The organism is Mesorhizobium sp. M0659 (assembly GCF_040320605.1).
Classification (GTDB): Bacteria; Pseudomonadota; Alphaproteobacteria; order Rhizobiales; family Rhizobiaceae; genus Mesorhizobium.
This window is the reverse complement of the sequence record NZ_JAMYPY010000017.1, coordinates 105,414-126,897: the sequence shown is the minus strand read 5'-3', so window position 1 is coordinate 126,897 and position 21,484 is coordinate 105,414. Positions and strand designations below refer to the sequence as shown.

Below are 21,484 nucleotides of genomic sequence, written 5' to 3'. Positions count from 1 at the left end.
AGGGCGGCGACCGCATCGTCGTCATTGACCTCGCCCCAGGCGGCGCCGATCGCCCAGGCGCCGAAGCCGATCTCGCTGACTGATCTGCCGGTACGACCAAATTTCCGTGACTGCATCTCGCTGTTCCTGACTGCGGCTTCGCCGGCAATGCCGGCTGCACGATTCCGTTTTTTCGGGGAGCCTCATACCGCATGGCAACGCGATTGACATCCCTTTCCGTAAGATTTACCAGATTACCGGGTTGTATGACAACCCGGTAAGACTGCAATGGTTTGGAGTCGGGAGGATCTCAAATTGAAAACCGTGCTTAAACTGGCCGCCTCGGCGGCCTTGTGCCTTGGCGCGCTTGCTCATCCTGCATTGGCCGAGGACAACATCGTCAAGATCGGCGTCGTCGCGGCGGAATCGGGCTCGTTCGTCTCCGCCGGCCATACCTTGCCGGCGGGCGTCGGCCTGGCCGTTAAGCAGATCAATGATGCCGGCGGCTTCAAAGTCGGCGGCAAGACCTACAAGCTTGAAATGGTCAAGCGCGACGACCGCACCGACATCGCGACCGCAATCGCCGCCACCCAGGAGCTGGTGCGCGATGTCAAGGTGCAGGCGATCTTCGGCTCGGAAACGCATGACTTCACTTTGGCCATGGCCAAGATCACGCAGCCGGCCAAGGTCATCCATTTCGCCGGCAATTCGACGCTGGCGAAAATCCTCAACCCCGATAGCGTCAAGCCGGGCGGCGAGGACCACTATCTTTTCCAATCCGAACCGCAAGAATTCCAGCGTTCGGGGTCGACCGCCCGTGGTGTTCTGTCCTTGCTCGAACCACTGCTCGGTTTCAAGCCGAAGAAGTCGGTGATGATCGTCGGCAACGATGCCACCGGCCAGTTCCTGTCATCCTACTACTACAAGGCGCTAAAGGCCGAAGGCCAGGATGTGCCGGACATCATCTTCTATCCGCCTGACACGACGGATTTCTCGCCGTTCCTGACGCGGGCCAAGAGCCTCAATCCGGATATCATCCACTTCTGGTACAATGGCGATTCAACGCTGACGGCGCTGCCACAGGCGCTTGAACTCGGTGCCGCGAAAAGCTATTTCCTGTTCGGCGTCGACCCCGGCATCTGGAAGGAAAAGCAGCTTTCGGCCGACGTGCCGGTGGCGATGAGCTGCGTCCCGGTGTGTTGGGGCGAGTCGTCCAATCCGAAAGCCAAGGCATATTTCGACGCCTATTTCGCCGCCGGCGCGCCGCATGGCGTGACCTCGTCGGTGTCGCTGCTCTACCATGACTATGTGCACTTCCTCGTCGAGGCCTGGCAGAGGGCCGATAGCTTTGATCCCGACAAGACGGTCGAGGCGCTGCTGAGCCTCCACTACCAGGGCGTGGTCTCGGATGATCTGACGTTCAATCCGACGCATCAGGTCACCCACGCCACCGAGGTCTGCGCCGCGGCACCCGGCGGGGACATCTCCTGCGCCATGCAGCAGCCCCCGGCCGAAGCGCCGAAGAGCTAAGCCTCATCCCTCAGTTGGCGGTGTCATCCGCCGCCAACTCCTTTTCTTGGAAGACAGGTCTCGATCGCCGTGGATATTTTCATCCAGCAAATCCTCAACGGCCTTTCCATCGCCAGCGTCATCACGCTCATCGCCATCGGCGTGACCCTGATCTTCGGCCTGACCGGCATCATCAACTTCGCCCATGGCGAGTTCCTGATGATCGGCGGCATCGTCACCTGGCTCGCCGTCAGCACCGGCCTCGGCTTCCCCCTGGCGGTGGTGCTGGCGATCCTGGCGGTCGGGCTGATGGGCTACATCCTCGAGCGCGGCCTTTTCCGCTTCACGCTGGAGCGGCCGACCAACGGCTTCATCGTCTCGCTTGGCCTCATCGTGGTCTTGCAGCATGTCGTCGTGCTGTTCTGGAACCCCAACCAGAAGAGCATTCCGCGCCCGCTGACCACGGTGTGGGAGGTCGGCGGCGTGCGCATCGCATCCGTGCGCGTCATGGTTATTCTGATCACCATTGCCGTGGTGGCGCTGAGCTTCCGTATGATCACCGCCAGCCGCTATGGCCGCGCCTTGCGAGCCAGCGTCGAGGATCGCGACACGGCGGCCCTGATGGGCATTCCGGTGCGCCGCTACATCACCGGCGTGTTCGTGCTCGGCAGCGCGTTGGCTGGCCTTGGCGGCGCCCTGCTGATCGCCCTGTTTCCGATCACGCCGTTCACCGGCGGCACCATGGTGATGAAAGGCTTTGCCGTCGCGTTGATCGGCGGGCTCGGCAACATCTACGGTGCCGTCGCCGCCGGTCTCATCCTCGGCATCGTCGAAGGCTTCAGCGCCGGCTACGGCTTCTCGCAATGGACCGACGCCTATTCCTTCGCCCTGATGATCCTGGTGCTGATCGTGCGACCGCACGGCCTGTTCGGCGGCACCAGCGGACCCCGGATGGCGTCATGAATGCCGGCTCCACTCTCAAGCCGTTGCGCTCCCTTTTGCTGGTGCTGGTCATCCTGGCGCTGATCGCGGCCGTGCCGCTGTTTTCGCCGAGCAACCGCTTCCTGTCGCTGGCGATATCGGCCGGCATCAACGTCATCGCCCTTTACGGCCTTTCGGTGCTGTTCGGCCAGACCGGCATCCTGTCCATGGGCCATGCCGCACTGGTCGGCGTCGGCGCCTACGCGGCGGCGATCCTCGCGCGGGACTTTGGCGTCGGCTTCTGGGCAGCGCTGCCGGCGGCAGCCGTTGCGAGTGCTGTCTTCGCCATGATCGTCGGCATTCCCTCGCTGCGCGTCGGCGGCCATCACTTCGTCATCATGACCTTCGCCTTCGGGCAATTGCTGGCCATCGTGCTCACCAATGGCGGCGACTATACTGGCGCCGCGACTGGACTCGATATCGCCGGTCCGGTCACCCTGCTCGGCGCCGATATGACCGACCTGACGCGCTACTATCAGATGGTCGTTGCCTTCGTGACTGTCGCGGCGGTGGCGAGCTGGGGGATCATCCACTCCTCCTATGGCCGCACCCTGCGTGCCATCCGGGAGAACGAAAAACTGGCCGCCTCGCTTGGCATCGATGTCGGCCGCCACAAGATCGGCGCCTTCGTCGTCAGCGGCATCTTTGCCGGCATCTCCGGCGTGCTGCTGGCCTATTTCCTCGGCCACATCTCGCCCTCGCAATTCGCGTCCTTCCCCAGCATCTACCTGGCCCTGATGGTGATGATCGGCGGTGCCAGGCTGATCGAGGGCCCGCTCGCCGGCGGCATTCTCGTCGCCTTCCTGCCGGAGGTACTCAATCTCGATCCGGTCCAGTCGCGCATCGTCTACGGCGTCTGCCTGATCGCGGTGATCATGCTTTTGCCCGAGGGGCTGATCGGCGGCCTCGGCCGAGCGCTCCGCGCGGCTTTTTCGGGCAAGCCGAAGCAGCAGACGGAAGGGCGCGACGCAGCGGAGGCGCGGCGATGAGCCCTATGCTGGCAATCAACGGCCTAAGAAAACAGTTCGGCGGCGTGACGGCACTGGCCGGCGTCGACCTCGCCATCGAAGAGGGCGAAATTCTCGGTGTCGTCGGTCCGAACGGCTCGGGCAAGACGACCCTGTTCAATGTCGTCACCGGCGTCCACAAGCCGAGCGGCGGCAGCGTCGCGTTTCGCGGACAAGTCATCACCGGTCTCAAGCCGCATGCCATATCGCGGGCCGGCATCGGCTACACCTTCCAGCAGGCCATGGCCTTTGCCGGGCTTGGCGTGCTGGAGAATGTCCAGATCGCCGGCGAGCACGTGCGGGCGAGGGCGGGCGCCAACCCCTGGCTGACACCGCAGGCCCTGCTCGATTTCGTCGGCTTAAGCGCGCTCGGCGGCGAAAAAGCCGGCGTCCTGCCCTTCGGCAGCCTGCGCCTGCTCGGCCTCGCGCTGGCGCTCGCCACGCGGCCATCGCTGCTCTTGCTCGACGAGCCCGCCGCCGGGCTCAACGACCGCGAAACCACGGCCCTGGTCGGGCTTGTCCGCCAGCTTCCCGGTCATGGCATCACGGTATGCGTCATCGACCACGACATGAAGCTGATGCAGATGCTGTGCCGGCGCCTTGCCGTGCTCGATTTTGGCTCCAAGATCGCCGATGGGCCGACTGAAGCCGTGCTTGCCGATCCCAAGGTGCTGGAAGTCTATCTCGGAGGCGATCTGTGAGCCTGCTCGCCGTCTCCGATGTCGTCACCGGCTACGGGCCGACCATCGTCAACTGCGGCGTCTCGCTGACATTGGCTGAAGGCGAGATCGTCACCGTCCTCGGCCCCAACGGCGCCGGCAAATCGACGCTACTGAAGGCCATCGCCGGGCTGATCAGACCTCGCGCGGGCAGCATCGCTTTCGACGGCGCCGAGGTGACCGGGCTTGCCGCCGATGTCATGGCCCGGCGCGGCGTCGTCCTGGTGCCGGAAGGGAGAAAAATCTTCGTCGACATGACGGTCGAGGAGAATTTGCGGCTTGGCGCCTATGCGCGCCGCGACGAGGCCGCCGTCGAGGCCGATTTCCAAACCATGCTGGCCTTCTTCCCGATCCTCGCCACCAAGCGGCGCGACAGAGGCGGCTCGCTGAGCGGCGGCCAGCAGCAGATGCTGGCGATCGCGCGCGGGCTGATGACGCGGCCGCGCGTGCTGTTGCTGGATGAACCGTCGCTTGGCCTGTCGCCGCTGCTAGTCAAGGAGATCAAGGCGATCATTCTGGATATCGGCGCGCGCTTCGGCGCCTCAGTGCTGCTGGTCGAGCAGAATGCCGGCCTGGCGCTCGCCGTCGCCTCGCGCGGCTATCTCATGCAGAACGGCCGCATCGTCGTCTCCGGGCCGATCGCCGAATTGCGCGACATGTCGCTGATGCGCGAGCTCTATCTCGGCGCAGTCGCCGGGTGAGCGGCAAGCAATCAGTTGTGGCTGGCCTTGTCGCGCAGATCCTCGAAGCGGGCATAGCTTTTGGTCAGATGGCTGCGCATGGCGCGCCGCGCGGCATTGACGTCCCTGGCTTCGATTGCCCCGAGAATGGCGCGATGCTCGCGCTGCATGCGGTCGAGATATTTTTCCCGCTCGGCCTCCGTCATCCGGTCGAGCCGCGTCCAATGGCGCGGGATCATGGCGCTGCCGAACGTGTCGAACAACCGGGTGAAATTCGGGTTCTGCGTCGCGGCGAGAATGGCGCGGTGGAAACCAAAGTCCTCTTCCGAGCCGGAGCCGCCGACACGCACCGCAGCCTCAAGCGCGTCGAGCCGCGCGCTCATCTGGTGGAGCGCCGCCTCGCTGCGCCGTTCGGCGGCGAGGCCGGTCGCTTCGACCTCGATGCCCATGCGCAGTTCGAGCACGCGCAGCACCTCGTCGATCGATTCGAGATCGTCGGGCAGCACGGAAAACGTCTTCGGCGGCGGATCCTTGGCGACGAAGGCGCCGAGCCCCTGGCGCGTGGTAATCAGCCCGCGCGCGCGCAGCGCCGCCAGCGCCTCGCGCACCACGGTGCGGCTGACGCCTGTGGCAGCAACAATCTCCTGCTCGGTCGGCAGCCGCTGGCCCGGCGCAAGATCGCCGGATTCGATCTGCGCGATCAGCGTGTTGACGAGCCCGGTCCGCAAATTGGGCGCCTGCGGTATGGCATCGAAAAGCATCGTTTCCGCCATCGCGCGGGCTCCGGTCCGAGTCTTCGGCAAAGGCCGATTCTCCCGCAAAGGATTGCATCGACAGGTGCCCGCCACAAGGTGACGAAAGTTCAGCCCGCCGGCGCGGGCTATCGCTGATCAGTCGTCGTAAACTTTCATCACAGTAACGAAAACTCATAGCAATCTTCGGCAAGGCTAACGATGACGCTGCAATCGGTGAGCTGCGAAGAGCGGGCGGAGGCGTAGGTGGCATGGAATAAGCGCGCTGAAGTTTTTACTCGCGAGGCCTGTGGTCGGGAGGCTCAGACCGTACCGGCCCACGATATCGTGTAGGCGGCGCAGCGCCTATCACGTCGCTTGGGGCTGGCTGCTGCTCAACAGGGCGGGCCTCCACGTCGACCGCTTCCGCCTGAGCCACGCGCCGCATGGTAAAGCTCGCTGCGCCTGTGACCGTCAAGTCCAAGGGTTGAAACAGCATCGTCACGGCGAAACTCCTCTCTCCGGTGCCCGGCTCTCGTCGAAGGCCGGGCCGTCAGACTGCGATCAATAGTCGGTGTCATAATCGCTGTTGTCGTCCTGCTGAATGACGACGTGACGGCGGTGATGCATCGGACGGTTGATCGATCCGGTGACCACAAAGTCGCTGGACCGGTGATGATGCCGGCGCCAGGCGCGCTCGCCATTGTCGTAAAACGCCTGCTCGCCATGATGGCGGCGATGGAGACGGTGTCCGCTCCGATAGATGACCACCCGGTCGTTATTGTTGTCGTCCCAATAATGGCGGTGGTGATGTCGCTGGGTCTGGACGACGATGCCTTCTTCTGCGGACGCGACCGCAGGCGCAGCCAAGCAAAGCGCCAATGCGCCAAGGATGATGGTCTTCATTTCGAGTTCTCCAAAAACCTAAAACGCCCTTCGGTAAGGAAACTTTGCTCAACGACTTTGGTTCCGGCATCGATCGAGACGTGCCCATGAGCACCGTGCGCAAACTCGCAGCGATCAGACGGCAACTCGCGCAAATAGCGGCGCTCGTCGCTGAGATCGAACGGAGTTCGAGGATCGGGGTTCTGGAGATTGGGTCGAGACGGCGGTTGCCGCCGAGGCTCTTGGCCAGAAGGTCGACACCATCCACTTGGCTGCGACCCGCGTGCGTCGCCGGAGCAACCCACAACCTGTTCGAAACCTCTCCTTCCAGCAGGCGCTCGACCTGCAAGGCGAACTGGAGACGGCTTCCCTATGATGCTGGCTGGTTACGAAAGCGAATTTCGCGATCTTGGCACAAGGGCGGAATCTGATACTTGCCGGCGCCTTCGCGGCTTTTCCCCTTATGCCTTTCTCTTTCGGCGGCGTCGCTGTCTATCGTCGGTTGCGGGGCCGCTATCACCTTCAGAGTGGGTTAGCGATGCAGTGCCTTCGACGGTGAAGATGATTCCGGCGTCCTCAAACGCCTTGCGGACCGCCGCGATGTTGTGGGGACGCGGGTTCCTGAATCCATTCTCAAGATCGCTGATCACCATTTCGCTAAGATTGGCCTTTGCCGCAAGTCGCACACGCGACCAGTTCAGTAGGGCTCGTGCTGCTCTGGATTGATCTGCTGAGAGTTCGGTTCGGCTGTCCATAGGCAGTCGAACATTAAATATCGCTAAATTGTTCCTGTTGACCTTCTGCGATTTCTAACGGCGTCAGGCCGGCCTCTCGGATAACGCGGAGGGGCTTTTTTGCGGAACGGTGATCGTCGCGCCGCAGGGTCTTCTCTTTCGGCTTGGTCCGCTCAACCAGCGCTAGCAGGTAGTCAGCCCTGTTCGTTCGATAGTCTTCTTTGTGGATGGACATTGCCAAATCTCCCAAGAGCATGCTAGCGCGACCGCCCTTGGAAGCATCATCATGTTGAGCGCAAGCGTCAGCAAGCCACCCAGATCATCCACGGGCGGATGATCTTCGCTGTTTGCGCACAGACCCGAGCTCGAAACAGATACTTGATCTCGCCCGTGAGACGGATTTCGCGCGTGCGCCGCGCCAGGAGGCGGTCAACTTCGGCCGATATGGCGGGGTCTTCCTCAGCTTCGACGTGCTCTGACAAAACGATGGACCTCCCTCATCCTGGCGAAAACGAAAGCTTGCCAGATTATCTGAAGATCGATCTGTGGCTGACTTGGCGTCCGTGCCGATGATTGCGGCCTGCATCGAACGCAACGGCCCCCGGTGTTCAAACCGAAGGCCTGTCTGTGGGAATCAATCGGCGCTCCTGTTGATCGATGTTATCGCAAGGTTCGTCAGCTTGTTGTTGGTGGCCTTCTCCTCGTCGAGGATCTCGCTGAGCAGCTTATGCGCCTCGTCATGCCCCAGTTCCTTTGCCCATTCCCTTAGAGAGCCGTACCGGGAAATCTCGTAGTGCTCGACGGCTTGGCAGGCGGCCAACAGGCCCGCATCGAGGGCTGTACCTGAGGCTTCCTCCATCAGTCCATCGGCTTCCTTGATCAGCCCCTCGATGGCGTCGCACTTCTCGCCAGAGGCCTTCCTGCCGATTGACTTGAACACCTGCTCCAGCTTTTTGATCTGCCCCTTCGTCTCTGCGAGGTGATCCTCGGCCGCTTTCTTCAGCTTGGCGTCGTTCGCGGCTGCGGCCACTTTGGGCAAAGCCTTGGTAATCGCGTTCTCCGCGTAATAGATGTCCTGGAGGGTGTGTTCAAAAATATCGGCCAGTGTCTTCATCATAATACTCCATTTGCCGGAAGCGGCTTCGGGAGAAAGTGCAAGCAAAGCGAATGGTTCCTTCGGCTGGGAAGGACGACGTGATATCCGGTACAAGCGGATATGCTGAACACCTGATGTCCCCGGAACTTTATTGGCGTTCGGTACGTTTTGCCGCCGAACCAATCGAGGTTCAAGGAAAATCCAGGTGTTGGTTGGATAGCAGCGATTGTCATTGGCGGTGTCGCCGGCTGGCTTGCCGAGATGTTCATGAAAAGCAACATGGGTGTGCTCATGAACATCATTTTGGGGGTTGTCGGCGCAATCGTCGCCAACGTTCTTCTCGGGCTGCTGGGTGTATCGCTGGCCGGCTGGCTTGGCTATCTCGTCGCCGGCTTCATCGGTGCGTGTATTTTGATTGCCGTGGCGCGAATGGTTAAGCGCTGAGCCTGAATCAACCTTGTGCACGAGTTACATGTGGCTGAGACGCGTGATGCTTAGATCACGCGTCATCTTTCGCATTGGAAAATCGAGGTATCTAGAAGGTCGCGTCGCCGGACCGTTCTGCCTTACGTGTGGAGGTGACGGCGAAGCAATCTGATGTTGCGATTGTTCGGACCTAGATTACGTCGAAGATCGAGCTAAGAATTGGGATGCTTCCCACGACCGTATGAAGCAGGACTGCCTAGCATGCGGGAGACGAAGCCATTTCCGGCACCGCAGTTTCGGGCTCGCAAAAGATGTAAGTGGATGCCTTACCGCCGCCGACCGACGGCAACGGTCGGGCCGCGCTCTCCGTCCTGGGTGGCGCGGCCGCTTCGGATTCGATTCTGCTCAATCGTCTGACGGGTAAAGCTCTCGTACCAGCATGGCGATTGGCCGGCCGATGGCCTTTGGCTTCACGACGGATGTCGGCCTCGATCACCACCCACATCCCGCAAGCGCTTGACGCGCCTCTGCACCGCAGTGGCTGAAAGGTCCACCATCTTACCAAGTTCTTCGGCTGTCGCAGGCCGTCTTTACATCGTTTAGCCCCTTCAGGCAGCGAGGAGTGCCATAGGACCCAGTCCCGCCACTCGATTCGACGAAAATCAAAGGCGCAGTAGCGAAAAACGTTTTCACGGGGACGTTTTCTCGGAGAATCCAACGCCGCGTTCATCGCTTGTGAAACTTTCGCGGCTGCGATTTGCGCTTACGATCATGCGCGCGGCGAATTTGATGAAATAGGTAAAGTAGCTATCGCTACATGATGGCGCGCCCGCTTGAAATCGGGCAGGAATGCCCGGATGCAATTTTCCAACCGCAAAATTGTCCGACTCACCTTCGCCTCCCTGCTGGTAGGGTTTGCGGCGCTTATGGCAATCGTCGCTACCAATTTCTGGCTGGGGCAGCGCGCTCAATCCTATTTCGATAATGCGCTCGAGGCGCGCGATACGCGTATCGCGGCTGTCGAGTTGAGAAATGCAATGCAGACGGCCGAGGCGAGTGAGCGCGGCTTTGTCATCACCGGGAACGAGATATATCTAGGTGCTTATCAAACGGCAAAGGCACAGGGACAGCGCCACCTCGAGGCGTTGCAGACATTGCTGACATCCTATGCCAATTCCGAGACGACACTTGAACGGCTGTCCGCAATTTGCACTACTAAGTTCGATGAGATGGACCAGACGATCGCTCTCAAACGAGATCAGCGCGACGCCGAGATACTTGCGATATTCCGCACGAACAGGGGCAAGGCTTTGACTGACGAAGCCAACGTGTTCTTTTCGGGCATCATTGGACGAGCGGATGACCGATTGACCTCCGGTGTAGCCGAACAAAGCGCCAACAGCGGGTGGCTGCGACTCGTTTCGGCAATCGGCGGTCTTGTCATCGTCGCCGTGGTTGGCGGAGCCGCCTATGGTGCCGCGCGCTACACCAGAGAACTTCGCGATACACGCGACGAGGTCAATGCGCTCAACAGCCAGCTGGAACAACGTGTCGCCACTCGGACCGAAGACCTGGCGAAGGCGCGCGATCGGGCCGAAGTGCTCTTGTCAGAGGTCAATCACAGGGTCGCCAACAGCCTGGCTCTCGTATCGTCTCTGGTGAATCTGCAGTCGAAGGCTGTCGGAGATCGCGCCTCCAAAGATGCACTCGCCGAAACCCAGGATCGCATCTTTGCGATCTCGCTCGTGCACCGGCGGCTCTATGGCTCGTCCGATGTTCGCTCGGTCGACCTGGACGCATATCTGACTGGGCTGCTCGACCACCTGCGTACATCGATGCGCAGCCAGGTTCACGGCATTAGCCTGTCTTACAACATCGAGCCGATCGACCTTGAGACGGACACCAGTATCAACCTCGGCGTTGTGGTCACTGAACTGGTCACCAACGCTTTCAAGTATGCCTATCCGGATGGTGTTGGAGAAATCCGGGTCCGGCTCAGCAAGCTAGCAGGCGAGCAAGCGGAATTGGTGGTCGAAGACGACGGTGTTGGGAAGGCGGATGGCGCGCCTGCCAAAGGAACCGGCGTTGGGAGCAGGATCATCATTGCAATGTGCATCAGTCTGGGCGCCAAGATCGACTATCGAAATCTCCAGCCTGGCACCGCCGCTCATCTGGTGTTTTCGACAAAGCCACGGCGCGCCATCGCGGCCTAGTAGACCGCGCTATCACAAGGTGGAACACTGACTGCAACAGGACCACGAGCATTGACATGACAATCGCTACCGCCAGCGGTGGATGTCGAGGGGGCAAACGTGTTTGATCTGAAGAATATTGCCGGCCGATGGCCGACCTGGTCAGCGATAGCTTTGCTTTCGATCGCGCCAATAGGGGGGAGTACTTTCGCTAGAGCCCAGCAGGGCACTTCGGGAATCACCCAGCGGACGGTATTTCCCAGCTTCAATCCGAACGCGCCCTCCTGCAACGCGCCGGCTGATCTGACGAGGGTGCTTGCCTACGTGCAGGAGAACGACCGCGACTTCCTGCAAGGGGTCGACCATGGTCTGTCCATGGCAGCAAAGAATCGCGGCTTGGAGTATCGAAGAGTTTTGGCGGAAAACGATGTGGGGAAAGCGATAGCCCAGGTGCAGTCTTTGGTCGCCGCGAAGGTTGGCGCCATGGTTGCCACCTCTTCGGACCCGGTGGCTTTCAGTCCTGCTCTTCAGCAGGCGATCTGGTCGGGAGCGTTTGTTGGCACGATTGTACCTCCACCGGCAACGCTGCTGCTCAATGCTCCGCAATATCGAACCGGCAAGGTGCTGAGCGATGCAGCCATCGACCATATCAACACCAGGCTGGGCGGGAAGGCCAAGGTGGTTCTGCTGACCCAGGATACGATGGAGTTTCTGGCGCCCCGGTTCGCGGCAATGCGAGACGGCTTGAATGCGATGCCGGGCGTGACGATCATCGCCGATATCGCGCCCAAGCCAGTTACCAAGGAAGGCGGCGCCGCCACCATGAAAACTATCCTGCTGGCCAATCCGGATGTCGACGTCGTGCTCGGAGCAGATGCGGTTGTGCTGGGCGCGCTGGAAGCGTTACGCGCGGCAGGCAAAGACCGACCTGACCAATTTCTCGGCGGAATTGATGGGGAGCCGGAAGCGGTAGTTGAAATCAGGAAAGGGAACAGCCCGTATAAGGCGAGCATCTCGTTGTCCTCGCCCGTCTTCGGATATGCCATGGGGCAGTTTGCGGCCGACTGGCTTGAGGGCAAAAGCATCCCGCAGGCGATGGACATCCTTCCTATAGCCCTGACAAGTGCCAACCTCGCGCAATACGAAGCCGATTTGCTGGACCCAGCATCGGCATATGCCGATGCAAAGCGGCGGGATGCCTACCTGAAGATGTATGGAAACATCTGCTATGACAGCCGCGACCGATATATAAATTTCCCTTGGTCGTCTGAGCTGAAGTAGCCGCATTGTGCGGTGTTTCTCAATATCCATCGTTCTTAATCCGGGTCCAGCATCAATTTAGACATGAAGGCCAACGTCGAAACGCGTTTGCGGTGAATCAAGGCCGTTCCGCGTCGTGAAGATCAGCTTTGCGCCTCTCAAGCTCCCAGAAGCGAACTTTTGCAATGAGGTCTCTGGCACCGATCACCGAATGCCCCCGTGCGACGAGAGCCTCAAATTCGTCCCGCAGACGGATATGACGGCCCGGGTCTCTGCGAAGGGCTTCCGGTACTTCATCTCCGTGACGATATGCTATCCGGGTGGAACCTCCATTTAAGTCTCGCCACTCAAGATGAGTGTCAGGAATAAACTCAAACCTGTTCGGCGCTGGGACTAACTGCGGCGTCAAACAGATCCACTGGTCGCTTATGACGGCAATTGAGTGAAGGATTAGGTCTTCGCCGTGTGGCAGCCAACCAGAGACATGCCTGCTTTTGCCGCTTGAATCATTGGCTGCTTGGTCACGGCAATTGCGGTGGCAGTCGTAGTGGACAAAGCCTGCCGCCAATAGATCCTCTGCGGGCGGCCGGTAAACAACCACGCGCGGCAACGCGCTCACCTCCGCGTAGATGGCCGCTTCCTTTTCCGATGGTGGGAAAGCCATGGTTCCACATTTCGCCGGATTAGAGCTGCTAGATCACTGTCCATCACATTCCTCGCGGTCATCTGTTTATTGTCCCCGCGGGGCCGTTCAGCAACCCGCCAGCCGGCAATCGACCGCGTCACTATCTCCACATTGGCCATGTCGACCAATGGGAGAAGTGTTATGGTTATCTCACAGTATGACCCGGTCACTGTACTGCTTGCTACGAGTTCTCGGCACGAGCGACTCAATCGCAGACATGTGTGAGAATTCTTTCGATCGGCGTGGTTCCGGGTTAAGGTTCCTCTCGGAATTAGGGGGCAGGCCCATACGGAATTTGCCAATTCTGTTTCAAACAGTAACTTCTGCTTTGTGTCGCTTTTGGGAGGCGTCTAGGTGGTCATTGACATTTTACTGGTTGCCCCGACCGATCTCCATCGGGTCCGGGACCTAGCCCTGGTCATCTGGCAGGCCCACTATACACCCCTGATCGGCGCAGACCTGGCGGCGGGCATCGTAGCCGATATCTATTCCATGCCCAGTCTCTACGCGGACATGCACGAGCGACGGCAAAGCTATTGGATCACTACGACAGACGGGAAGGACGCAGGTTATGCCTCCGCGTATGTCCAAGGCGGAACCCTGTGGATCAAGAAGCTGTATCTTCTGCCTGAAACCCGAGGGCTGGGATTGGGCAAACTCCTGATCGAGACAGTTCGCAACTACTTCGGCGTAGGGTATCCGCAAGCGCTCTTTGTCGCTGAAAAAAACCAATCCGCGATCGATTTCTACCGTTCCCAGGGGTTTTCGATCGAGCGTCTGGAGCCTGTAATGATGGGTCCACACCAATTCCACGACTACTTGATGACCAGAGCGGGTTCACCGGACGCAGCAGGAAAATAATAGCGCGTGACCCGGCTGGCGGCTATCGGCTCATTAATCCAATATATCTGTGGGCAGGCTCGTGTCCTCCCCTGCCTTGTCCCAAGCCTGCGCCGCAATCTTCCAGTTGCCCTGATCCTTCACCAAAAGCATCATTTCAACCACTCGCTCCAAGTTGATCTCGTTTTCGACATTCTCACAGGCTATAACTGCCACTGCTACATTGCCAAACACCTGTATCTTGCTGCCAAGAACCCTTTCATTAAGCGACAACAGGTCGCTTCCTGCGAGAGAACTCATTCGCTTGATGAACGCGGGGAGGGATTGGGGCCGGGCCGGCCGCGATGAAGGAAACATTTGCGCATCCGGAAAAAAATCGGATCGGAATTTCTCCCAGTCGGGCTCGCCCGCCGCCTTCCAACTCATGCTTGCAAACTGGCGCGAGATCAGAGCCCGTATGGCGTTACAGTCGCTCTCAACGGTTGTGTCCATTGCAGAAACCTCCTCAGATCATACTCAGGGGTTAGCAGAGGCTTCCCGGGCCGATTGGAACGCTGCACCCTTTGCGATAGCTGCTCCAAAACCTGGTCCAATAATGTGCTTTCCGCAACATCATTGGCATGCCATCCGAAACAGAACCGCTTCCTCCTGTTTTAGAACAAAGTTGCATTACAACTGATGCCGGTGGGGACAAACGCATCCGTGATTGGATCCTGCCGCCAGCTAACAGTGGACGTTCAGCTCTCGGCCTCAAGGCTGCCGGTCAGCAATGCGCCCAATTCCAGCCGTCCATGGCTGTTGCCATTCATACCTAAAGCCGCCATTCGCGGCGACGTTCAAAAAATGACGTTCATAAGCGGCCGTCTGTTCTTGGGCAACGATTCACGACGATGGTTTAACTTCGGCTCGACCTCAAGATCGTGCTCGATATCACCGAATCGGATTGAACGAGGCTCGGCTATCAGAAGCGACTATTTTTGGTCCCGCCCTTGTCGTGATTGATGGTTGACAATCGCGCCTCATCCGCCATGCTGCAGTGCAACATGGCTAGTTACGAAACCAGCATCACGGATATGAGGTCGTCGCGCATCGAATGCCTGGACGGGCTTCGGGCGCTCGCCGCGATCTGGGTGCTGGTCGGGCACTGCCTGCTTTTGACCGGTTGGCGAATTCCGATCCTCGGCGAGCCGGATCTCGGCGTCGATCTGTTCATCATGCTGTCCGGCTTCCTGATGGTGTTCCACTATCAGCTGCGCCAGGACAAGGAGCCCTGGCAAAGACCGGAAACCTGGCTGAAATTCTGGACGCGCCGCTATTTCAGGATCGCGCCGCTGTTCTACGTCATGCTTTTTCTGGCGCTGGCGCTTGGCCCCTATCTCTACGAGTCCAGAATCGTCATCGATGATTTCCTGTCGAGATCGCACCAGGCGCCGGAACGTTACCTCGACGGCAGCCTGAAGAACATCGTTGCCCATCTCACCTTCCTGTTCGGCCTGTTGCCGAACCTCGCCTATCGCACACCGCTGCCCGACTGGAGCCTGGGGCTGGAGATGCAGTTTTACGCCGCGTTCCCGGCCGTCATGCTCCTGGTGCGCTGGCTAGGCTGGATACGGAGCGCGATCCTGGTCGCGGCGCTCGGTTGCATCATCGTGTTTGCCATGCGGCAGTTGTCGGTCCATTTTCCGATGCCGTCGTTCCTGCCGCTGAAAATGCAGATCTTCCTGTGCGGCATGCTGCTGGCGGGTGTCGTGCATCAAAGCCAGCCGCGGCCGTTGCTCTACCTTTTATTGGCGGTGCTGCTGGCGGCGCTGCCCTTTGGCGGCGACTACGGATTGGGCAAGCTCCTGGTGCGTGAAGCGTTGGTGCTGGGCTTCTTTGCCCTGGTTCTCTACCGCATGCTGCCGGGAATGGCGGGAACGGTGGCCAAGGCGATCGCCGTGACGCTCAGCAACCGGTTCTTCCATCTCATGGGCGAGCTTTCCTTCAGCATCTACCTGATCCATCTGCTGGTGCTGCAGCCCGTCGCGGCCTTCGTCATCAGCCGATACGGCGACGAACTGGCGGCGCCGCTGCGCTTCGCCATCGTCGTTGCCGTCGTCCTGCCGACCGTGACCTTGCTGTCCTGGATCACTTACAACCTGATCGAGGTCCCCGGCCAGAAGGCAGGTCGCTTCGTCGTCCGGGGCTTTGGCCGGAAGGGCGCGCCGGCGCGCAAGGCGATGCCGGCGGAGTAGGCGCGAAGCCAGCCGGTCTCCTCGAACTGAAATCCAGCTAAAACTGTGTCACGCCCTCTCGGGCGCGCCGAAGTGAAAGCCATTGCCGCAACAGGATCCGGATATTCGTGTCGTAGACATAGTGGGCGAATGCGGAGACCGAGATGATGAGAATTGATGTTCCCAGGATGAACGGCAAGCCGTGCTCGTTCCATGAGGTTCCGGTCACAGATTCGACCGCGGCGTTCGAAAGGCGGATGAGCGGCGTGTGAAGAACGTAGATGGCGTAAGAGATGTTGCCGGAGAAGAGAGCAATCCAGCGCCAGAACCCGGATAGCCGCAGTCGAGAGGCCACGAGAACGAGCCATGGCCAGATCAGGACCATGACCGCCAGGCTGTATATCTGGAGATGTTCGGCGGGGCTGAAGGTCATGAGCGCTCCGCACAGCGCCAGGAGAAGCAGCATGGTGAGATTGCCGCCCCGGCTGTCCCCGGTCGCATAGCGGTTGAGAAAGACCCCGAGAAAGAACGAAAACGTGATCCGGGCCGGAGCTGCGATCGTGTCGTCCCAGTGGGCGCCGCCGCCAAGGACGAAACCATGCCAGGCCATCAGCACCAGGGCGAAGCAGGCAACACCGACAATGAGGGCCAGAGAACGCGCAGCCAGCCTTGTGGCCAGCACGGCAAAAATGGCGTTGGCAACCAGTTCATAAAACAGAGACCATGCCGGGCCATTGAGCGGGAAAAGCAGCTCGGGAAACGTCGACAGCGATGGCGGCGTGGGTAGAAAAAGAACAGTAAAGCCAAAGCTTGCAAGCAGATCCAGCCGCGAATACGCGCTGAGCCCCTGCGTTGCGATGGTTGCACCGACGCCGATCACGGCCAGGCCGATCGCGGCGAAGTATAGCGGGTAGAGTCTGAGAAGACGGGTCTCCGCGAATTGCCAAAATGACATGCCTTTTCGGAACTTGTCGTCATAGGCGTGGGCGATCACGAAGCCGCTCAACAGAAAAAACAGGTCGACGGCGAGGAAGCCTGACGGCGCCAGATCAACTCGCCGGCCCGTGAATTCGGTGAAATGGCCGAGCATCACCAAAACGGCGGCGATACCCCTGAGACCGTGCAGGGCGTCGAAGTGGGCCGTTTCCGCCCTTGAATCTCGCGCTGTGGTCATCCGTTCTCGCTAGCTTCACTCTGCCATCTACGCACCGATTGCTGCATGCACAAGAAAGTTTTGCGGCGCATACTCAACTCACAGACCTAGGTCGACTAAAGTCGCACACGCGACCAGTTCAGTAGGCCTCGTGCTGCTCTGGATTGGTCTGCTGAGAGTACGGTTCGGCTGTTCATAGACAGTCGAACATTCAAAATCGCTAAAATGTTCCTCTTGACCTTCTGCGATTTCTCTAACGGCGTGAGGCCGGCCTCTCGGGTAATGCGGAGGGGTTTTCCAATAACTTTGCGGAACGCTGATCGTCACGCTGCAATGTCTTCTTTTTCGGCTTCGTCCGCCCAACCAGATCTGGCCTTTTCGCTATCAGGTAGTCAGCCTTGTTCGTTCGATAATCTTGTTTGTGGATGGACATTTCTACAATCTCCATTGTGGAGATCAACGCGGCTGGAAGCCGACACGTTCCCAAAAATCGCTTGTTCAAGGCCGAGCCGAACGGTGCACGGATGCCAAAAACGCGAAAAGGGCGCGGTTCATGACGGCGCCCTTTATTTGAAAAGGTTCAACTGTCGTATCCTACGAGTCTTGCCGACCATACCAGTCGTCGACGTCTCGCCGCACGCGATCCTTCTCAATGCCGTAGCGTTCCTGGATCGTACCTTCGAGCTGATCGCGGTTGCCGGCTATGCGGTCGAGGTCATCATCAGTGAGCTTGCCCCATTGCTCTTTGACCTTACCTTTGAATTGCTTCCAATTTCCTTCGACGCGGTTCCAGTCCATGATGGCGATCTCCTTTCGTTGTCCTTTCGAATAACGGTCGTAGTGGCCGTCAGGTTCCGCTGCAGGTTAGCGCGCTTGCTGGTGATCTAGGAATGGAACCTAATGCCCATGGACCGCTTGTGTGCGCCGGCCTTTTCCGTTTTGGGAACACAGCCGGCCTTTTGCCGTTGGGTCCTATGGAACAGCTTCGCAAGGAAATGCACGTGCTCGCCGATCCGGGCATCTGGGTCGCGTTGGCGGCTGTGTTCATCCCTTATGGGGTCGGTGTCGCACTGCTTCTGTGGGTAGCCGGTTGACGGATCTGCCAGCGCGCTGGCGACAAAGGTGAGCGGATTCCAATAGAAGCCGCCTTAACTTGGCGGCTGGGGGGAAATGCGCTCGGCAATTTTTTCCAGGAGCTTCCGTGAAGCCTCGAGGACGCGCCGCATCTCGACGAAGGTCGATTATGGGTCTCCAGTCCGTTCCCGGCGCGCCGGCGGGCGCTTTTCAATGAAATGGTGCCAGGTTCCCACCTGTCTTTCATCCGGACTTAGCCTCTTTTACAGGCGAACGAACTTGTCGAGATGCAGGCGTATCCGGTGGCCTTCCGCAAACGACAGGGCGAACGATTCAAGCTCGAATGAGGGGTAATTTCCTGGTCTTCCTCGGCCACCCGAACGGACCATTCGCCGCAGGTTTCTGTCACTTCGACGCACCACAGCGCCCACAGCTGAAGTTCGAGACTCCCTTCAGCCACGACCCCTTTTTTGACAGTCATCGCGGGACAGTTTGGGCATTTAATTTCCAGGTACTCGTCCCTCAACTCATCCGAGATTGCCATTAAGACAGTCTCCCAACAACGCGTTTGACCGGCCGATCCCCTAACTGCGGCAACGACGCGAACAGCACCGAACGTGGCTCTATGGCAGATGTTCCGCGATCCGACCTCTGCACGCGGCATCCGACTTAGGTCCTAATGACGCCGGTGGTGCTTCAGCCACCGCCGTTCTGGACACCCTTCTTTTCTTTGGCCGCCCTATGTTCGGTCTCCCACGGCAATGCGTCGAAGTCGGGCTTGTGCCCCGCTTCGCGGTAGGCGGCCTGAGTGAGGTAACTTGCTTTGCCCCGCTCCACGATGCAGACAAACGGCGGATTTCCCGGGCACCGGTAAACGCCTACAGCTTTTTCCATGCAGCAGGAGTCCTACAAGCGCTCGAAAATGTCGTCCTTCATTGCGATGAGAGAACAAGAGGAACATAGCAGCGACCTATGAAAGGGGCAGCGTGGCAGAGACGAGGGGTAATGTGCCTCCTTCCGGCGCAGCGGCTCGTGCTAAGGCTCATCGTGATTGAAACCTTGGCCGTCGCGCTGTTGGGTCATGCGAACGCACGAAGCTTGTTTAGGAAAATTGAAATCTATTTCGCGCGCACATCCAGAAAGGAGGCCGCGATGGGCGATCCTCACGGTCATGTTTTGGCCGAGCAGTCATTTGAAGGAAGCGCTTATACCGATTACCGATCGAGCCATCAGACCACAGGCTACGGGACCGACTACGTCAAAACTTTCCGCTCCGGCTATTATGCCGCGTTGTGGTTGCGCGTCGAACGCCCCCTCATCGAAAGCATTCTGAAGCCTCTTGGCGGACCGGGCCTTAGCTGCCTCGACTTCGCATGCGGCACAGGCCGCGTCACAAATGTAGTAAGCACACTGTTTGGCGAGGTCGTCGGCGTCGATGTCTCTCAATCCATGCTCGCCTGCGCGCATGTTGCAGGCAACGTCAGGCTGGTTAAAGCCGATCTGACCGTTGAACCCCTGGCCAGACGATTCGACGTGGTGACGGCTTTCCGATTCTTCTTAAACGCAGAAGACTCTCTTAGGCAGGCCGCACTATCGGCCATTCATGAGCATTTGAAGGACGGCGGGTTGCTGGTCTCGAACATCCACATGAACGCAACCTCGCCGATGGGGCTGGTCTGCCGCTTTCTCAACCGATGTAGTGGGCGCGTCGTGCGTAGTACGTTGAGCATCCACGCATATCGCCAGTTGCTGGTTGCAAACGGCTTTGCAGTCGAGCGGGTCATCGGCTACGGCTTCTTACCGCGGCCCGGGTGGCTGCTACCAAAGCTTTGCGAAAAGTTGGTTGGACCTGTTGAGACGCTAAGCAGGAGAGCCGGTGTCCCGGCGCGCTTTGCTCAAAATTTCTTGGTGGTCGCCAGAAAGCAATAGTCGCTGATCCCGCTTGCCTCCACCAGGATCGCGGCCCTGCGGATGCGGTGCCAGACGATCTCGCCGGCGATTGGCCGCGTGAAGCACGTGTCGAGGCCAGTAACGGAAACGGCTGCGCCTGAGTGTCAATGGCGCGATTTAGCCAAGGCCCTGGTGCGCAATTTCACTGGGTGCGAGCTGATCAAAACTGGCTTGGTGGATTGCATCGTCAGCAAGTAGCCGCTGCCCGCCAGCGGCCCAGCAGCCGTATGCGGACTTTGCAGCTGGCGCGCTGGGCCTGACCGGTGGGGCGGTGTGGTATCCGCCGGCTGGCGAACATATGCGCCTCCTGCCAACGCCAGCGAAACATCCAAACGAACGAAGGAGACGAATCTAACCCGCGACCGCGCCTTCCAAGGCCAACATATAGGCCGCGGCGCCGAGCCTTACCGGCGCTGCTTTGAGGGAGACGACGCCGGATCAGATGAGAGTATGTGATGATGCTAATCTCTGCGAACCATGCGAATGAAGGAAAGCCGTGTGCGCTTCTTCGCTATCCAGCCACGAACCTCTGCCTTTCGGACATGGAAGATGAGATTGAACGCCTGATCTCACTGCTCGACTTAGTAGAGCCCCGACACGGATCTTGAACCGTATCTGTCCGGTGGCATCGAAGTCACCGGGACCGATGACAGGGAAGGCGACGACGATGGCGAAGCGGACGACGAGCGCGAAGCCAACGATGCCGAGTATGGCTTCATAGAGGGAGGGCAAGGCCTATAATTGTCCGGTCGAGAATGAATAGCCCGCTGCCTCACGGTGGCTGGCTTCAGTTTTTGTGTGGCACGATGTAGCGACTGCTCACCGCACCCGCCCCTGTGCCCCGCGTGACGACAATCGTGCTATACCCGGCTGGAACGGAACCTGTAGCGGAGGGGTCGATCGAACTGCATCGCCCGACGATCTCCCCGTTGGGAGCGCCCTCGAGTCTCACGGCTAACGCCAACTGGCATATGTCAAGGGATCCGAACATGGCCGGTGATGTATCGAGTGGCTTGCAGACTCCCTGGGCGGGACTGCAAGAAAGCAAAATCATCACAGCTGCAGTTGCCGGATCCATTCGTGAAGCTCCGTTGTTCGACGAGCCTCAACGCAGAATAGCGAGCTTTGTTTCGTCGGTGCTAAAATACGAGTTTTCTGGTCTGGCTCACGGTGGCGGGCTTTTCATTGTCACAGCTTTCGCCTCTCAAATTGTTCCGATTCCCGACCGTAAAACAGCCATCCGACAGTCGGAAACTCGTGAACTCAATGCGTGAACAGGTTACGACTGCTACGGTCTTTGCAACGCAACGCTACGGGATGAGACATAATCATTGACGTTGCCTGCTCCCGCTGAGGACGTTAGTAGCCCG

General features: G+C 59.4%; 22 protein-coding genes and 1 pseudogene. 12 read left to right on the top strand and 11 right to left on the bottom strand.

The window, feature by feature from the left end:
• The first annotated feature begins 303 nt into the window (after positions 1–303).
• From NKI31_RS24230 to NKI31_RS24210, 5 genes are all read left to right on the top strand, one after another.
• Entirely contained in the window at positions 304–1,509 is a 1,206-nt protein-coding gene (locus tag NKI31_RS24230) for an ABC transporter substrate-binding protein (protein WP_352652751.1), read from the top strand.
• A 69-nt stretch (positions 1,510–1,578) separates the two neighbouring features.
• Positions 1,579–2,451, top strand: a complete 873-nt coding sequence (locus NKI31_RS24225) for a branched-chain amino acid ABC transporter permease (protein WP_352652746.1) — start codon at positions 1,579–1,581, stop codon at positions 2,449–2,451.
• Positions 2,448–3,458 (top strand): branched-chain amino acid ABC transporter permease, encoded by a 1,011-nt coding sequence (locus NKI31_RS24220; protein WP_352652745.1) that lies wholly within the window; start codon positions 2,448–2,450, stop codon positions 3,456–3,458. Before NKI31_RS24225 ends, NKI31_RS24220 begins: the two co-directional genes overlap by 4 nt.
• On the top strand, positions 3,455–4,177 hold the full coding sequence (locus NKI31_RS24215; protein WP_352652744.1) for an ABC transporter ATP-binding protein: 723 nt from the start codon (positions 3,455–3,457) through the stop codon (positions 4,175–4,177). Before NKI31_RS24220 ends, NKI31_RS24215 begins: the two co-directional genes overlap by 4 nt.
• On the top strand, positions 4,174–4,896 hold the full coding sequence (locus NKI31_RS24210; protein WP_352652743.1) for an ABC transporter ATP-binding protein: 723 nt from the start codon (positions 4,174–4,176) through the stop codon (positions 4,894–4,896). The genes NKI31_RS24215 and NKI31_RS24210 overlap by 4 nt, the downstream gene beginning before the upstream one ends.
• 11 nt (positions 4,897–4,907) lie before the next feature.
• Here NKI31_RS24210 and NKI31_RS24205 read toward each other — a convergent pair whose 3' ends face one another.
• From NKI31_RS24205 to NKI31_RS24180, 6 genes and pseudogenes are all read right to left on the bottom strand, one after another.
• Complete coding sequence (locus NKI31_RS24205; protein WP_352652742.1) at positions 4,908–5,648, bottom strand: FadR/GntR family transcriptional regulator; 741 nt, start codon at positions 5,646–5,648, stop codon at positions 4,908–4,910.
• A 522-nt stretch (positions 5,649–6,170) separates the two neighbouring features.
• Positions 6,171–6,512 carry a hypothetical protein gene (locus NKI31_RS24200; protein ID WP_352652741.1) on the bottom strand — a complete coding sequence of 114 codons (342 nt, stop codon included), beginning with the start codon at positions 6,510–6,512 and terminating at the stop codon, positions 6,171–6,173.
• 440 nt (positions 6,513–6,952) lie between these two features.
• The gene (locus tag NKI31_RS24195) at positions 6,953–7,246 is read right to left on the bottom strand and encodes a helix-turn-helix domain-containing protein (RefSeq protein WP_352652740.1); all 294 of its coding nucleotides are present in this window, start codon (positions 7,244–7,246) and stop codon (positions 6,953–6,955) included.
• A gap of 13 nt (positions 7,247–7,259) precedes the next feature.
• Positions 7,260–7,460: a hypothetical protein gene (locus NKI31_RS24190; RefSeq protein ID WP_352652739.1), complete on the bottom strand. Its 201-nt coding sequence runs from the start codon at positions 7,458–7,460 to the stop codon at positions 7,260–7,262.
• Positions 7,461–7,480: 20 nt separating this feature from the next.
• Positions 7,481–7,713: pseudogene (locus tag NKI31_RS24185) on the bottom strand (GGDEF domain-containing protein); the annotation flags it as partial.
• 146 nt (positions 7,714–7,859) lie between these two features.
• Positions 7,860–8,339 (bottom strand): YciE/YciF ferroxidase family protein, encoded by a 480-nt coding sequence (locus NKI31_RS24180; RefSeq protein ID WP_352652738.1) that lies wholly within the window; start codon positions 8,337–8,339, stop codon positions 7,860–7,862.
• Positions 8,340–8,489: 150 nt separating this feature from the next.
• Between NKI31_RS24180 and NKI31_RS24175 the strand changes: the two genes are divergently transcribed.
• Entirely contained in the window at positions 8,490–8,765 is a 276-nt protein-coding gene (locus tag NKI31_RS24175; protein ID WP_352652737.1) for a GlsB/YeaQ/YmgE family stress response membrane protein, read from the top strand.
• A gap of 452 nt (positions 8,766–9,217) precedes the next feature.
• Here NKI31_RS24175 and NKI31_RS24170 read toward each other — a convergent pair whose 3' ends face one another.
• Positions 9,218–9,304: a hypothetical protein gene (locus NKI31_RS24170; protein ID WP_352652750.1), complete on the bottom strand. Its 87-nt coding sequence runs from the start codon at positions 9,302–9,304 to the stop codon at positions 9,218–9,220.
• Positions 9,305–9,604: 300 nt separating this feature from the next.
• Here NKI31_RS24170 and NKI31_RS24165 point away from each other — a divergent pair, with 300 nt between their 5' ends.
• The 3 genes from NKI31_RS24165 to NKI31_RS24155 all read left to right on the top strand — a co-directional run bounded on the left by NKI31_RS24165 (position 9,605) and on the right by NKI31_RS24155 (position 13,745).
• On the top strand, positions 9,605–10,960 hold the full coding sequence (locus tag NKI31_RS24165) for a sensor histidine kinase (protein WP_352652736.1): 1,356 nt from the start codon (positions 9,605–9,607) through the stop codon (positions 10,958–10,960).
• Between the two features lie 99 nt (positions 10,961–11,059).
• On the top strand, positions 11,060–12,220 hold the full coding sequence (locus tag NKI31_RS24160) for a sugar ABC transporter substrate-binding protein (protein WP_352652735.1): 1,161 nt from the start codon (positions 11,060–11,062) through the stop codon (positions 12,218–12,220).
• 1,018 nt (positions 12,221–13,238) lie between these two features.
• Positions 13,239–13,745, top strand: coding sequence for a GNAT family N-acetyltransferase (locus NKI31_RS24155; protein ID WP_352652734.1), 507 nt, complete (start codon positions 13,239–13,241; stop codon positions 13,743–13,745).
• Positions 13,746–13,778: 33 nt separating this feature from the next.
• Here the strand turns inward: NKI31_RS24155 and NKI31_RS24150 are convergent, their stop codons facing one another.
• Positions 13,779–14,216, bottom strand: a complete 438-nt coding sequence (locus NKI31_RS24150) for a nuclear transport factor 2 family protein (RefSeq protein WP_352652733.1) — start codon at positions 14,214–14,216, stop codon at positions 13,779–13,781.
• 551 nt (positions 14,217–14,767) lie between these two features.
• Between NKI31_RS24150 and NKI31_RS24145 the strand changes: the two genes are divergently transcribed.
• Entirely contained in the window at positions 14,768–15,958 is a 1,191-nt protein-coding gene (locus NKI31_RS24145; RefSeq protein ID WP_352652732.1) for an acyltransferase family protein, read from the top strand.
• Positions 15,959–15,995: 37 nt separating this feature from the next.
• Here the strand turns inward: NKI31_RS24145 and NKI31_RS24140 are convergent, their stop codons facing one another.
• The 3 genes from NKI31_RS24140 to NKI31_RS24130 all read right to left on the bottom strand — a co-directional run bounded on the left by NKI31_RS24140 (position 15,996) and on the right by NKI31_RS24130 (position 19,058).
• On the bottom strand, positions 15,996–17,111 hold the full coding sequence (locus tag NKI31_RS24140) for an acyltransferase family protein (protein WP_352652731.1): 1,116 nt from the start codon (positions 17,109–17,111) through the stop codon (positions 15,996–15,998).
• A 573-nt stretch (positions 17,112–17,684) separates the two neighbouring features.
• The gene (locus NKI31_RS24135; protein WP_023673385.1) at positions 17,685–17,888 is read right to left on the bottom strand and encodes a CsbD family protein; all 204 of its coding nucleotides are present in this window, start codon (positions 17,886–17,888) and stop codon (positions 17,685–17,687) included.
• A gap of 972 nt (positions 17,889–18,860) precedes the next feature.
• Complete coding sequence (locus NKI31_RS24130; RefSeq protein WP_352652730.1) at positions 18,861–19,058, bottom strand: hypothetical protein; 198 nt, start codon at positions 19,056–19,058, stop codon at positions 18,861–18,863.
• A gap of 153 nt (positions 19,059–19,211) precedes the next feature.
• On the opposite strand from NKI31_RS24130, the gene NKI31_RS24125 reads away from it, so the two are divergent.
• Together NKI31_RS24125 and NKI31_RS24120 are read left to right on the top strand one after the other, a co-directional pair.
• Positions 19,212–20,093, top strand: a complete 882-nt coding sequence (locus NKI31_RS24125) for a class I SAM-dependent DNA methyltransferase (protein WP_352652729.1) — start codon at positions 19,212–19,214, stop codon at positions 20,091–20,093.
• A gap of 1,010 nt (positions 20,094–21,103) precedes the next feature.
• Entirely contained in the window at positions 21,104–21,388 is a 285-nt protein-coding gene (locus tag NKI31_RS24120) for a hypothetical protein (protein ID WP_352652728.1), read from the top strand.
• Positions 21,389–21,484 lie beyond the last annotated feature (96 nt).